Raw genomic sequence first — 12,244 nt, 5'->3', positions numbered from 1 at the left:
ATCTTCCATCATCTATAATGGCGGGGTTTATATTTCTTGGCTACCCATCACGGCGACGGCTTTTAATTTAATCTCAATAGATTTAAGTAACAGGTCCACATCTCCTGCATAGGGTATAACGTATAGCCCCTGAGGCGATAGCAAAGCTTCAACACAGCCTCGAGGGACCCCCATGATCCTCAGTATAGGGGCTTCCGAGTATCTACCCCTATATACGTATATAAAGAATGGTTCCCCGTTAAACGTGCCCGTTATCTCTCGGCACTGGGGACCCGTATCTCCTAGAACGGCGTTTTCAACGCCGGGGACCCGTTTAATTAATTCAAGTAATTCCTTCTCGTTCATTTCTTGACCCTCTTTCCAACACCTTCACAATTAATATCATAATTAGTTATTATTAAGTCAAAATTTATTACCAGATCGCATAGAGACTCTATTGGAACCACTGCTCTCTGACCATACTCGGTCTCGACTATAGCCAGCTTTCCTGCCTTCTTGATAGTTGCTTTAGGCATATAGCGGCCCCCTCATCTCTTATATAGATTAGGACGTAACTTATAAGATGCTACGGGGTTCCACTTTCTCCAGCGTTCATAGATATATCTAGCTTTGGGATTTCGCCTTAATTAGGGGAGCTTTAGGATTAGTGGGGTAGTGCTACTGTATGGTTGTCCTCCTCAGGATCTTGGCAAGGACTCTCGGGTTCTTTACCTTGTTGACCTCATTTAGAGGTACGTACTCGGGAAGGCTGTACCTTGTCCTTGTAAGCTCAGCTATTACGTCTCTAGCCTTCAGGCTGGCTAGTATTCTCCTAAGCCTATCCTCTCCAACGATCCCGGCGAAGATCTGCTTGAACTCGCGCCATGATATGGGCTGTCTGGCCTCTCTTAGAGCTTCTAGGACTAGCTTCTCTATCTCCTCGTCGCTCAGTGCTAGTGTTATCTCTATGCCTAGTTCGTCGGCATTTATTGTTTGACGCATTGACTCGAATTCCTCTAGTATCTTACGTCTTACCCTCTCTACTAGTCTTGTATCCACTGTGGCTTTTACTGGTACCATTTTAATCACCTCCTTTACTCATCTATATATGGGGCAGGAAAACTATATAAACTCATCGTACATAATCTAGGGGTTAAAGGTGTTAAGCCAGCTTTGTATAGTATTCGTTCAAAGAATGGATAATCCAGTAAATAATATTTATATAATTAAATTATATTTGTATCAGTAAGAATAACCGTACGCCTCTTCTGCCTGCTCTGATTTTGCCGGAGCCTGCGACTCTAGCCCGAAGAGATATGGGTCTCCGCTGAAGCCTCCCAGCTCTCTAAGGTCACTCACCAGATGACTCCTGAGGGATGAGAGTAGTATCTTCTCGATCCTCGCCTCATCAGACTGGTCCCCCTCCAGCTCTAGCAGCCTCTTATCGATCCACGCTATTTCATCCGCGATCCTCTGTATCTCGTGGGAGAAGACCCTGTTAATCTGTTCGTCTAGCCTACTGTACTCCATGACCCGCACCAATCAAGATTATTGGACTTATTGGGGAGATGGGCGGGCATAGATAGTAATCACGGGAGATTACCCTCACAATACTGGGATAATACTTGTGAATAATATTATAATAGATTATCAGTAGTACATAATACCCCCCACCCAGCAATAGACCATAGGGAGTGGTCTTCATGAGAGAAGATGTACCGGATATACCAGAAGACGTACTAGAAGACCTGATGGAGACTGCTCGCGAGATCGAGAAGAGTATAAGCCCAAAAGAGAGGGCGAGGCTCAAGCTACCCTCCACCCGTGACCTGGCGGAGGCCGTGAGGGAGGCGGCCTACAAGGCTAGAGGAGCCAGCCCCGAAGAGTTCCCCGATATAGTAAGGGAGCTATTGGAGGAGAAGGGATTCAACACTAAATACGTGAACGACAGGAGGATTTGGAGGACATACGAAACCCTCGTCAGGAGGGGGATAATACCGGACACGCTAGGGGTAGTGGAGTGGTAGAGGCCTGTGAGATCTGCGGTGAAAAGCCGGCAGTAGCAACGTGCAGGATCTGTGGCCGCCACGTCTGCAGCGGCCACATATCAGAGGACGGCGTCTGCAGCGTGTGCATGGAGACGTTGTGTTCGATTTGCGGTAGGAGATTATCTATAGGATATTGTGTAATCTGCGGCAGGATCGGATGCGACCAGTGCCTCATACAAGTCGACAATGTCAGGAGGGTATGCGTGGATTGCCCCAGAAAACTCGCCCCTCGGGGAGAGTCGCTCCGCGCTAAGGTACTCGAGGTCGTGAGGATGGGTTTGAGGCTCGAGGGCGGGGAACCAATTTAAACGGACCCGGCTCCGATCGCCATGGGGGAGAAGGAGGCGGCGAAAATGTCGGCGCAGGAGCAGATAATGATACCCGGGAGAACCCTGGCCTCTAGGCTAGAGGGTATTGTGGACTCGCTGCCCAAGGAGGGTTACAAGGCGGCTGTAGCGGTGGGAGTCGTCGAGAGGTCTCTTGAGCTGCTGAATGAGGTAAGAGATCTAGCATCGAAAGTCGCCTGTGTAGCTCGGAGCAAGGGAGGCTGTAAGGGGGAATTCTGTGATGCTAAGTGTGGAGGCTTATTCTTGGAAAGGGTTGAAGATGAGATTGTTCTAGCAAAGCACGGATCAAACCCGTTCTCGGCAAGGCTTGCTCCTGGAAGGCTGGAGGTAAAAGTTAGGGACGCTAGGCTTGTATTAGAGGGTAGTGAAGCCAAGGCAGGTATATCGGGCGTGAATGGTATAGTATGGACTACTATAGACCTCAGCGACGTGGACAGCATATTCGAGAACAACTATACGCTGAAGTATGTGTTAAGGAGGGTGGGAATACCCCTGATAAGGGCTAGAACAGCTATCCAATACTGTATGGCCATGTCAGCAATCACTTGCTAGCCCCCATCCTCTCAATCAATAGGGTTAAAGGAATCCTTTAATGATACCTTTAAAGATCCTAGATCCTAACAGCGTAGTAAAACTAAAACTCGCCAATAACATATATTACCTTAAATCACCATTTAGGGTTAATTGACAAGAACCGACTTTGTGGAGGTGGTCAAGAATAGCGAGGAAGAAGGCTAAAACACTCCCACCGGTCAAGGTGAGGGACCCCTACACTGGCAAAGAGGTAGAGCTGGTGCCAAAGAAAGTATGGGAGCTGAAGCCGAAGAATAGGAAGGGCGTGAAGATCGGGCTCTTCAAGAGTGAAACAGGGAAGTATTTCAGGGCAAAGGTTCCAGACGACTATCCTGTCAGCTAGCCAGCCTAGCACCCTTATACAAATAAACTAAAAATCTTTATTTTTATTTATTATGGGGTCGTGTCCGGTGGAGGCCGGTCATCGGCCCAGCCTCTCAGACGTGCAAATAAAGTCATCCCCCGAAAGACAGCCTGTATACTCCCGGGTAATTTTAATACATCTAAATAGACGATAAATCAATGATAATAAATATTAAAAAGACTAATATATTGATGATTGTCCGGTCTAGGCTACAAGCCTAGAACCGGGAACCTCCTCTATAACCGCCTGCGCCCTTTCTATAGAAGGTCTTCTGCCTCCTGTAACCTCCGCTAGGAGACTGGGCTTTAGGCACATTCTCTGGAATCTCGGATTCCTGGGCTACCTCATCGTCGTCTAGCTCCTTTATCTCTCCCCTGTACCCAACGTTCAGCTGCACTTCGCCCCTGTAAGCAGTGGTCCATGCTCCCTTCACTTCTATAGCCTGACCCTCTTCTAAGGTTCCAGCATGCTTGCCCCAGAGGGTCATCTTTATCCTACCAGTCTCGTCTCCAACTATTGCCTCGCTTATTGTTCTCGGTCCTTTACGCGTCTCCACAACCTTGGTGTCCATGGTCTTTAGAACCCTTACCTTCACGTTCACGTTATCTTCTCCTTCGCGGAGAGAAGAGATCTTCCTAACTCCTTCCTCCATTCCCAATACAGTTCTCCCTTTCTTCGCTCGTATGACCCGGTGCTGCGGGTCGGGGATAACGCATTCATCAGGGGGTATTATAGTATATGTATTGGCTTATAGAGTGTAATTGGAGGGCGGGATGAGAGAACTGGTTTCACCCGAGCGTGCATGAGGACTGGTTACTCCTTCGACCGTCCTCCCAGGCTGAATCTTGAGGGTAAGAGCCTGCCTAGCGTGGAAGTCTTAACCCTGCCAGTCCTCCATGAAACCATGTGGATTACAAGGTTCTCGTCGCCGAACTCCGAGAGCACCTGGAGGCACGCGCCACAGGGGGGTATCGGCTCATCACTGTCCAATGCGAGTACGAGCACCTCTCTGATCTTGCGTGCTCCATGGGCGACTGCGTTGAAGACTGCTGCGCGCTCAGCGCATACAGTGAGCCCGTAGCTGCTGTTCTCCACGTTGACTCCGGGATAGATTCTCCCCCTCTCGTCTCTAACCGCCGCAGCTACCCGGAAGTTAGAGTATGGAGCGTAGGCGTTCCCTGCAACAGATAACGCGGCCTCCAATAGGTCTCTGGGAACCCCTGCCTGCAATATTATACACCCTCTCCCGCTAAGGGTATTACGGGAAATAGATAAGCGTCGATCCACAATTGGGCTTAGCTGGGGACTGGGTGCCATCTCATGCAGAAACACGGACTAGACGAGGTAGTCAAGAGCGTCTCCCTACTATACAATGAGCTGAAGGCTCCATTCGTGAACAGGGATGAGGAAGCGAAGGTTCTGGTTTTAGCCCTAATCACGAGAGAGCATGCCCTCCTACTAGGCGAGCCTGGCACTGCTAAGAGCGCCCTAGCCAGGAGGCTCGCTAGTCTTGTGAAGGCTAGGTTCTTCAAATACCTGCTCACACGGTATACCGAGCCCAGCGAGCTTCTGGGCCCCCTCGACATAAGGGCGCTGAAAGAGGGGGAGTATAGGAGGATCGTGAGAGGGAAGCTTCCCGAGGCCGAGATCGCCTTCCTAGACGAGATCTTTAATGCTAATAGTGCGGTGTTGAACAGCCTCCTCAGCATAATGCAGGAGAGAATAGTATACGATGGCTACTCTGAGATAAAGACTAACCTATGGACTATAATAGCGGCGTCGAACAACGTGCCAGAGGAGCAGGAGCTCCAGGCCCTCTACGATAGGTTCCTCTTCCGGCATAGGGTTGAGCCCCTTCCTCCAGAGTACTGGGATCCCCTCCTCGAGGCCGCGTGGAATATTGAGAGGAGCGGCTATGAATCTCCCTCTCCAGTAATGGATCTTGAGGGGGTGAAGCGGGCTTATGAAGCGGTCCTAACTGGGGTCGACGTCTTCACAATTAAAGATAAACTCATAAAGATATTTATGGTATTAGATGATAAGGGATTCCACGTAACTGATAGGAGGAAGGGGAAGATCCTGAAGGCTATAGCGGCGCACGCCCTCCTAGAGGGTAGGAGCCAGGCTATGGAGCAGGACCTGGTTGTCCTCAAATACACTGTTCCAAGGGACCCGGAGGACTTCGAGAAGATAAACACTATACTCATGGAGGAGTTGAAGACTAAGGACAGGATTCTGCGGGAGCTGAACGCTATAGCCTCAAACCTAGACTCTACAACAGACATCATTGACAAGGCAGCATCCTTCGACCCCAGGCTGATAGACTATTACAGGAGCCTCAAATCAACTAAGACGAAGGTGCAGAGCCTAGTAGAGGGCATAGATGACCCCGAGATCATAAGGCTAGCGAGCGAGATCATGGAGAAGATAGACTACCTCATAGACAAGGCCCTCTCAAAGCTCAACGTCTAGCCCGGGTGTACGTGTATGAAGCTCCTTGTAAAAGCCCCTGAGATCCCGGGAGTCGTGGCAGAGTATCACGGGGAACTCATAGTTAGACTAGTGGGAAAGCTCCTAGGAGGATCAAGTCTCCCAGACTGGATGGACCCCCAACTGGCGGCTTCAATATACTATGCGTTCTACCTCCCAATACCCATACTAGACGCTGAGGTAGGGAAGGGGGAATCCAGCCTCAAGGAGGCCATTATAAGGGCTGTAGTTGAGGACGCTGGCTTCTGGCGAGTGAAGCCAAAGACCGTAGTAGATCGTGTGACTAGCCTGGTAGCTTCGGCTTCTCTCCTTGAGAGGGTCATAAGGAGCCTCCCTAAGGATGGCGGGAAGAGCGGTATGGGGGGAGAAGCCGAGGCGTCAGACATGGTTAGGAGGGCTGTATCGGCTGCACTGCAACAGGCAGAGAAGGATGCAGAGACTGCTAAGAGGATCGAGTCGCTAATCAGTAATAGTATGATAGGCAATACCTCGGAGCTAGCGTTTGAAGACGTGTTGGAATCAATGCTGAACCTCGCTAGGAAGACTGATGTCTCCAGGGTGTTGGAGAAGCTTGAGGGGATCAAGATGCCAGCGTTGTTCGCGAGGAAGACCAGCAGGTTCACTAAGGGGTGGATCGAGGGGGTGGAGCTGGGAGGCAATCTTGAGAGGGTTCATCCAAGCCAGCTCGCCCTGCCAGACGAGGCATTCTACCTCCTCTACGCAGAATCCAGGCTCCTTCTCTACAGGAGGGTCTTCACATCCTATGAGGGACCCCTATACGTTCTACTAGACAAGAGCGGGAGCATGTCTGGTAGCAAGATAGACTGGGCTCGGGCTGTCGCTATAGCTCTATTCCAGGCCGCCCTAAGGGAGAGGCGCCCCTTCTATGTGAGATTCTTCGATGCAATGCCCCACAGTCTACTAAGCATAAGGGGGAGGCCTAAGCCGAGGAGTGTCGTGGAGCTATTAGAGTACCTTGGTACTGTTAAGGCGGGGGGAGGAACCGATATTACTAGGGCCCTAGCAGCGGCGGCGAGCGATATAGAGGGTAGGAGGGTTAAGAAGGCTTCTGAGGTCGTCCTGATAACTGATGGGGAGGATAAGCTTTCAGAGTCCATCGTCTCCGAGATACTCTCTAGGGCTAGGATGAACCTCCACACTGTGATGATCGGTGGCGATAACAAGTCCCTCAAGACTGTCTCTGCAAGCTACATGCGGGTGGCGAAGCTTTCAGGTGGGGAGCTATTAAGGGTAGTGGATATGGTTGGGAAAACCTCTAGGGGGGCTCGACGCGGTAAACCTTAACAATATTGTCAACGTTCACCTTGTACATGTACTCTTCACCGTGCTTCTTCGCGAGCCTTTGCACGTGGTCAGCCATTACCCATGGGTATACTACTGCACCGGGCCTCATAGGGTCGTCGATGTGGTCGCTCTCCAGCATGTATACGGGTGGAACCCTCCCCACGACATGGGATAAGAGCTCTGGCTTGCCAGGGACTGTTGCAGGGTAACCCATGTCTGCAACCATTACTGCATGCTTCGGCTTCATATGATGGAATACTATACGCTCTCTTACCATGCCAGCGCCCAGCCTCTCTACAGCCATGTCGACGAGTCTAGCTGTTATCGACCCCTGGTTCTCAAGATGCATATGGACGAGGCACCCGTTGTCCCTAGCGATCTCGAGGGACCTCTCAAGGATCAACTCGCTTATGAGCACCCTCTCAGCCCCAGTCTTGTAGTGGGGCCTGCCTACCTCGCCAATGCCGTCGGGGAACCCGTTACTGCAGGATTTCCCGATCTCTTCAACTACTCTCAGCCCGAGGTCCAGCACATCATCGGGCTTCATACGATACTTGTCTATAAGTCTATCCACGTCGGCGGGGTGGAAGCCGGCTAGGCAAGCAGTCTTCAAACCTGCTCGTTCAGCCTCCATACATTCCCTAGCGAGTATGTCGAGCACATTCTTGTAGGATTCAAACCCGTTGAACTCTATACCATAAGCCCAAGGCGACAGGGCTACAATAGCCATAAACCAGCCTCCGCTCTCCTTGAACTTCTCAGCTATCTTAGCGGCTCCCATGCCGCGAACAGGGTTCGTGTGGGTATGTGCATCTCCTACAGGTATCACAGCCCCTCACCACCAGGTTATTCTAGTATTATAGCGGGTTTAGCTGGTAGTGCCGTCTTCTTCAGCCCGCCGGCATCCTCTTCGAAGACAACCTCTACGCTCTCGAGCCCCGCCTCCCGGGCTAGGAAGTCCGCGGCCTCTCTTAGAGCTTTGGCTTCCAGCTCTCTATCGACTAGGAGCGAGAGTATCTCGGGGTTCTGCATTAACTGTTTGACCAGCCGGCCCGCCTTGCCCTTCACCTGTCCTGGTAGCTCTTTAATGGATTCTTGGATCGCGGTCTTCAAGTCTAGCCCAGAACTCCTCTTCTCGGCTATCTTCTCCGCGAAGTCATACTTCCACTTGGCGGCGATTATTATCCTAGCCCTCCTTGCTTCTCCGGCGAACTTTTTGATCTCTCTTATGTCCTCCAGCACCCTCTTAACCAGCTCCTCAGCCCTCTCCACCATGGGCCTTATCTTATCCTCCTCCGGCTCCGGCCACGGGGCGGTCGCTATGAATGGTTCTTTACCGATCCTCTCCCACACCTCCTCAGCGGTGTGCGGGGCGAATGGTGCTATCATTAGGGTCACTACCTCAATGTATCTTTTGAGGAGGTCTCTGTTGGGTTCTCCAGCCCTCTTAATATACCATTTATAATAGTTTTGCATATTATAGTATGCTTTGACTAGAGCAGTCTTGTAATTGGTCTCCTCCATATCCTTTGTAACCTCCTTGATGGTCCTGTTGAGCACGCTCTCGAACCAGTCGTCTATGCTGAGCCTCGTAGTCCTCCCCTTGCCATAGTTTGACTCGGCGAATCTTATCCAGCCGAGCAGCTCCTCGGCCGCAGCCTCGGCTACCTTAGGCTCGAAGTTAGCGTCGTCTAGACCGGCGTCGGCTCCAGCGAGGATCTCTGCCCACCTGGTTGCATCGGCTCCCCACCAGTCTAGGGCTTGGCGGAGGAGTATGAAGTTGCCCTTGTGCTTGCTCATCTTCTCCCCTTCTACCAGTATCCACCCGTTCACCCCGATTCCCCGGGGCCAGTGCTCTTCGGGGAAGATGGCGACGTGGTGGAATATGTAGAAGGTGAGGTGGTTCATTATCAGGTCTTTACCGCTTATCCTGAGGTCAACGGGATACCAGTAGAGGAACTCTCTCCTCATCTCCTCCAATAGATTGACAGGTATGCCGCTCTTCTCGGACACCTCTCCAGGGTCCCCCTTGCCGAGGAGGACGTAGTCGAAGACCTCGGGGATGAGCTGCTCAGGCTTTACACCGTACTTCTCCGGGTGCTGCAGGTATTTCGCTAGAGTATAGTATGCCATGTATATTGTTGAGTCGCTTAGGCTCTCGATAACCCACTCCCTATCCCATGGTAGCGGGGTTCCCAGCTCCCCCTTGTGGGTGCAGGCCCAGTCCTTCAGCCAGTCAATATTCCTGTGGAAGACCTCCCTAAGGGTGACGGGTAGGAACCTCATCCTATCCACGGCCCTGTGGGCCAGCCTCTTCCACTCCGGCTTACTGTAGAGGAGGAACCACTGGTCTGACACAATCTTCACATGCGTCCTAGCACCACATCTACAGTAAACCCTCTCGGGGAGAGTGTAGACCTTCACAGCGGCACCCTTCCCCACCAGCCACTCGATTATGGAGTCTTTGACCTCACTAACCCTCCTACCAGCCCAATCTCCCGTATTCTCAAGTAACACGCCGGTATGATACTCTTTAGCGTATATCTCCTTGGTTGCATCCTCCAGCTTATCCCTCTCCTCCTGGCTCCTTATACCACGCCGCCTCACCGCGTCCCTAGCAGGTATCTTGGAGTATCCCTCTACCCGGATCAGGGGGATGGGTTCTAATCGTGCAACGAGGTCCTTATCGAGCCCATACTCCTCTAGGATGCGGGGGTCCCTCTTCAAGTCTTCCAGGGCAACGTAGTCATATGGAGCATGGGCTGGGACGCTCATGACTATACCCGTACCCAGCTCTGGGTCGACAAACTTGGCTGGGAGAATAGGGACCCTCTCGCCCGTCACGAGGTTAACGACCACGCGGCCCAGGAGGTCCCTACCCCTTATCCTACCCTTTACCCTCACCTCGTGCTTCTGGTCGGCGAGCTCGCTCGCCATATAGTTGTTTACAACCCACTCCTCTCCGTCAACCTCTGCTATGAGATACTCGTGGTCCGGGTGGATCCAAATGTTCGTTACACCGAAGATCGTTTCGGGGCGGAAGGTTAACGCCGGCACCACTAGTCCATCATCGCTCCTAAACTTTATGATAACAGCCTCTACAGGGCCGATCCCCGCATACTCATCGGGCCTATCATGGTCTCCTACAACCTTCTGCTCTCTGGGACACCATACGACAGGATGCTCACCCTTACCCACCAGGCCCTTCTCCCTTAACTTGATGTACTGCCACTCGACGAACTTGCTATAGTATGGGTTGAGCCTTGTAGTGTAGAATTCCCTCCTCCAGTCAATGCTCATGCCATACCTTTTGAGATCCTCCTTCCACCCTCTCGTGAAGTACTTCACCCAGTACTCTGGATTCTTGAAGTTCTCCAGCTCGTCTTCACTAACACCCATGGACTTGAGGGTCTCAATGATCCTCTTATCACCCTCTCTCAAGCGGAGAGCTGATGCGACGATGGGGCCCCCGGTCGCATGCCATCCCTGGGGGAAGAGCACGTTGTAGCCGCGCATCCTCTTATACCGGGCAGTGACATCGACTCGGAGCACAGTGAACGCGTCTGCCCAAGTGAGGGTAGGCGTTAACATAGGGGTACGGGAACGTGACGAAGAACTTAGGCCTAGACTCGTCGGGGTCGGCTTCGAAAACGCGGGCCTTCTCCCACCTCGCCTGCCACTTGCTCTCTATCTCCTTCAGCCTAGCAACCAGCTCGTTCTCGCCGCTTCTCCTGGGTTTAAGCGCCAAACGCCACACCTGGAATTCCTAAGAAGCCTGGCAGGGCAAAAACATTTAGGTGCTAATCCACATCCCCAGGGTCCCTACCAAGATCTCTCTTGAAGCACTCGATTACAGCCAACACATAATACTTGTAACGGTTTCAAAAATACTAGGCGAGGTGTACTGTGTTGGAGGAGCCGGAGTTCGAGAGATCCTTTAATGGCAAGGCTAGGATCGGGAAGGTTATGGGTGGAATGCAGAGTATTGTCTTAAAGCCAGAGGACTTGTCGAGCCCAGTCGCGTTCCAAATGGCTCTGTCAAGGATAATGGAAGCAGCGATGAAGATGGTTGAGTCGGGAGGTCCGAAGCCACGGTATGTCGCGGAGATAAGGTTCACGGATGACCTCGGCAATAACGTGGTCTTCGCCGTGGATCTGGGGGAGCAGATCCCCCCATTCTCTAGCGAGACCGTGAAGGCTAGGATCAAGGTTGAATTATTCGATGTAGAGGAGGAACCATAAGCCTGGGAAAACCCCTTCCCAGCTCACCTCCTCCGCCTAGCCCTCTTCTCCTCCCTAGCCTCCTCCACGTATACTCCGAAGCCAAAGAGGTTCTTGAAGAACTCCTCCACGAACTTGATATAGTATCCCTTCTGCCCCAGTATTGGTCCAAGGTTCCCCCTCGCAACTAGTATTCTAAGATCTGGCCCCGCGAAGTCGAAGTCTATGATGTGCTTATGGATCCATGCTACCGGGTGGACCGCTCTAACATACTCCTTGAAATCGAGGGTTAACGGTACAGCTCTAAGCGTTAACCCTGTCTCCTCCTCGATCCTCGATATCCTCTCCCCGCCCTGCCCTATGAGCCTGCCAAGGTGACCCTCCTTCACCACTATTAGAGCGTCTGGCACGTGGCTACTATCGATCCCCCACTTCTTCTTCGTGTCCACAAGATAGACTACAGTGATAATGTCGGCGTCGGGGGAGATCTGCTTCGCCACCTCCAGTATGTTCTTCTCCCTATCATCCATTGTCCTCCTGCGGACCTGGAGCTCTAGCAGGAGGCGCAGACCCCTGCGGGCGCCTGGTCTGACTATATCCTTAACACCCAAGTCTATGATGGCGGCGTTCTCCTCTCCCCGCAGCACCTCCCTGGCTAGGATCGCCCCTTGCCTGGCAGGGTCCCGTTGGAATACGGGGTCCCCCGCTATGATCAGCCTCGACCCCCTGCCCAGCCTCGTCACTATCTCCACTATCGTCTCGGGGGCAGCGTTCTGAGCGTCGTCGAGGATTATGAGGGAGTCGTCGAAGGTCCTGCCCCTTAAGAGGTGGGGGTCTATCAAGACCAGCTTCCTAGACTCGATCAGGCTCCTCACAGATGCCTCGTCGGCTATTGAGGAGGCTATGTCCAATACGTA

General features: G+C 52.1%; 17 protein-coding genes. 7 read left to right on the top strand and 10 right to left on the bottom strand.

The window, feature by feature from the left end; translation table 11 throughout:
- Nucleotides 1-27: 27 nt before the first annotated feature.
- The 4 genes from ACZ47H_RS06120 to ACZ47H_RS06105 form a co-directional block, all read right to left on the bottom strand.
- The gene (locus tag ACZ47H_RS06120; protein ID WP_464932811.1) at nucleotides 28-345 is read right to left on the bottom strand and encodes a hypothetical protein; all 318 of its coding nucleotides are present in this window, start codon (nucleotides 343-345) and stop codon (nucleotides 28-30) included.
- Nucleotides 342-515, bottom strand: coding sequence for a hypothetical protein (locus ACZ47H_RS06115; RefSeq protein ID WP_464932810.1), 174 nt, complete (start codon nucleotides 513-515; stop codon nucleotides 342-344). The genes ACZ47H_RS06120 and ACZ47H_RS06115 overlap by 4 nt, the downstream gene beginning before the upstream one ends.
- Before the next feature lie 142 nt (nucleotides 516-657).
- Nucleotides 658-1,059, bottom strand: a complete 402-nt coding sequence (locus tag ACZ47H_RS06110; protein WP_464932809.1) for a hypothetical protein — start codon at nucleotides 1,057-1,059, stop codon at nucleotides 658-660.
- 162 nt (nucleotides 1,060-1,221) lie between these two features.
- A complete protein-coding gene (locus tag ACZ47H_RS06105) occupies nucleotides 1,222-1,509 on the bottom strand; it encodes a hypothetical protein (RefSeq protein WP_464932808.1) in 288 nt (95 codons plus the stop codon).
- 173 nt (nucleotides 1,510-1,682) lie between these two features.
- Here ACZ47H_RS06105 and ACZ47H_RS06100 point away from each other — a divergent pair, with 173 nt between their 5' ends.
- The 4 genes from ACZ47H_RS06100 to ACZ47H_RS06085 all read left to right on the top strand — a co-directional run bounded on the left by ACZ47H_RS06100 (nucleotide 1,683) and on the right by ACZ47H_RS06085 (nucleotide 3,290).
- On the top strand, nucleotides 1,683-2,006 hold the full coding sequence (locus ACZ47H_RS06100; protein ID WP_464932807.1) for a hypothetical protein: 324 nt from the start codon (nucleotides 1,683-1,685) through the stop codon (nucleotides 2,004-2,006).
- Nucleotides 2,000-2,335: a hypothetical protein gene (locus ACZ47H_RS06095; protein WP_464932806.1), complete on the top strand. Its 336-nt coding sequence runs from the start codon at nucleotides 2,000-2,002 to the stop codon at nucleotides 2,333-2,335. The genes ACZ47H_RS06100 and ACZ47H_RS06095 overlap by 7 nt, the downstream gene beginning before the upstream one ends.
- A gap of 45 nt (nucleotides 2,336-2,380) precedes the next feature.
- Entirely contained in the window at nucleotides 2,381-2,926 is a 546-nt protein-coding gene (locus tag ACZ47H_RS06090; RefSeq protein WP_464932805.1) for a hypothetical protein, read from the top strand.
- Nucleotides 2,927-3,092: 166 nt separating this feature from the next.
- On the top strand, nucleotides 3,093-3,290 hold the full coding sequence (locus ACZ47H_RS06085; RefSeq protein ID WP_464933961.1) for a chromatin protein Cren7: 198 nt from the start codon (nucleotides 3,093-3,095) through the stop codon (nucleotides 3,288-3,290).
- A 238-nt stretch (nucleotides 3,291-3,528) separates the two neighbouring features.
- Here ACZ47H_RS06085 and ACZ47H_RS06080 read toward each other — a convergent pair whose 3' ends face one another.
- Together ACZ47H_RS06080 and cdd are read right to left on the bottom strand one after the other, a co-directional pair.
- Complete coding sequence (locus ACZ47H_RS06080; protein WP_464933960.1) at nucleotides 3,529-3,963, bottom strand: OB-fold nucleic acid binding domain-containing protein; 435 nt, start codon at nucleotides 3,961-3,963, stop codon at nucleotides 3,529-3,531.
- A gap of 161 nt (nucleotides 3,964-4,124) precedes the next feature.
- On the bottom strand, nucleotides 4,125-4,541 hold the full coding sequence (gene cdd, locus ACZ47H_RS06075; protein WP_464932804.1) for a cytidine deaminase: 417 nt from the start codon (nucleotides 4,539-4,541) through the stop codon (nucleotides 4,125-4,127).
- Between the two features lie 90 nt (nucleotides 4,542-4,631).
- Here cdd and ACZ47H_RS06070 point away from each other — a divergent pair, with 90 nt between their 5' ends.
- Both ACZ47H_RS06070 and ACZ47H_RS06065 read left to right on the top strand, forming a co-directional pair.
- Nucleotides 4,632-5,783, top strand: coding sequence for an AAA family ATPase (locus tag ACZ47H_RS06070; protein ID WP_464932803.1), 1,152 nt, complete (start codon nucleotides 4,632-4,634; stop codon nucleotides 5,781-5,783).
- A 15-nt stretch (nucleotides 5,784-5,798) separates the two neighbouring features.
- Nucleotides 5,799-7,106, top strand: a complete 1,308-nt coding sequence (locus ACZ47H_RS06065; RefSeq protein ID WP_464932802.1) for a vWA domain-containing protein — start codon at nucleotides 5,799-5,801, stop codon at nucleotides 7,104-7,106.
- Here ACZ47H_RS06065 and ACZ47H_RS06060 read toward each other — a convergent pair.
- From ACZ47H_RS06060 to ACZ47H_RS06050, 3 genes are read right to left on the bottom strand one after another with little or no spacing between them, the layout of a single operon-like run.
- Nucleotides 7,078-7,935, bottom strand: a complete 858-nt coding sequence (locus ACZ47H_RS06060; RefSeq protein ID WP_464932801.1) for a TatD family hydrolase — start codon at nucleotides 7,933-7,935, stop codon at nucleotides 7,078-7,080. The two genes, ACZ47H_RS06065 and ACZ47H_RS06060, sit on opposite strands and share 29 nt — an antisense overlap.
- Nucleotides 7,936-7,952: 17 nt before the next feature.
- The gene (gene leuS / locus ACZ47H_RS06055; RefSeq protein WP_464932800.1) at nucleotides 7,953-10,658 is read right to left on the bottom strand and encodes a leucine--tRNA ligase; all 2,706 of its coding nucleotides are present in this window, start codon (nucleotides 10,656-10,658) and stop codon (nucleotides 7,953-7,955) included.
- The gene (locus ACZ47H_RS06050) at nucleotides 10,627-10,854 is read right to left on the bottom strand and encodes a hypothetical protein (RefSeq protein ID WP_464932799.1); all 228 of its coding nucleotides are present in this window, start codon (nucleotides 10,852-10,854) and stop codon (nucleotides 10,627-10,629) included. Before ACZ47H_RS06050 ends, leuS begins: the two co-directional genes overlap by 32 nt.
- A gap of 158 nt (nucleotides 10,855-11,012) precedes the next feature.
- Between ACZ47H_RS06050 and ACZ47H_RS06045 the strand changes: the two genes are divergently transcribed.
- Entirely contained in the window at nucleotides 11,013-11,348 is a 336-nt protein-coding gene (locus tag ACZ47H_RS06045) for a hypothetical protein (RefSeq protein WP_464932798.1), read from the top strand.
- A gap of 23 nt (nucleotides 11,349-11,371) precedes the next feature.
- On the opposite strand, the gene ACZ47H_RS06040 is transcribed toward ACZ47H_RS06045, so the two are convergent.
- Nucleotides 11,372-12,238 carry a PhoH family protein gene (locus ACZ47H_RS06040; RefSeq protein ID WP_464932797.1) on the bottom strand — a complete coding sequence of 289 codons (867 nt, stop codon included), beginning with the start codon at nucleotides 12,236-12,238 and terminating at the stop codon, nucleotides 11,372-11,374.
- Nucleotides 12,239-12,244: the final 6 nt, after the last annotated feature.

The organism is Thermodiscus maritimus (genome assembly GCF_055382595.1).
The sequence above is the reverse complement of the archived record's forward strand: the minus strand, read 5'-3'. Positions and strand labels throughout refer to the sequence as shown.

Excerpts from the sequence above, each read along its gene's own strand:
- ACZ47H_RS06120 (WP_464932811.1), bottom strand. The coding sequence starts at position 345 with ATGAACGAGAAGGAATTACTTGAATTAATTAAACGGGTCCCCGGCGTT.
- ACZ47H_RS06115 (WP_464932810.1), bottom strand. The coding sequence starts at position 515 with ATGCCTAAAGCAACTATCAAGAAGGCAGGAAAGCTGGCTATAGTCGAG.
- ACZ47H_RS06110 (WP_464932809.1), bottom strand. The coding sequence starts at position 1,059 with ATGGTACCAGTAAAAGCCACAGTGGATACAAGACTAGTAGAGAGGGTA.
- ACZ47H_RS06105 (WP_464932808.1), bottom strand. The coding sequence starts at position 1,509 with ATGGAGTACAGTAGGCTAGACGAACAGATTAACAGGGTCTTCTCCCAC.
- ACZ47H_RS06100 (WP_464932807.1), top strand. The coding sequence starts at position 1,683 with ATGAGAGAAGATGTACCGGATATACCAGAAGACGTACTAGAAGACCTG.
- ACZ47H_RS06090 (WP_464932805.1), top strand. The coding sequence starts at position 2,381 with ATGTCGGCGCAGGAGCAGATAATGATACCCGGGAGAACCCTGGCCTCT.
- ACZ47H_RS06080 (WP_464933960.1), bottom strand. The coding sequence starts at position 3,963 with ATGGAGGAAGGAGTTAGGAAGATCTCTTCTCTCCGCGAAGGAGAAGAT.
- ACZ47H_RS06070 (WP_464932803.1), top strand. The coding sequence starts at position 4,632 with ATGCAGAAACACGGACTAGACGAGGTAGTCAAGAGCGTCTCCCTACTA.
- ACZ47H_RS06065 (WP_464932802.1), top strand. The coding sequence starts at position 5,799 with ATGAAGCTCCTTGTAAAAGCCCCTGAGATCCCGGGAGTCGTGGCAGAG.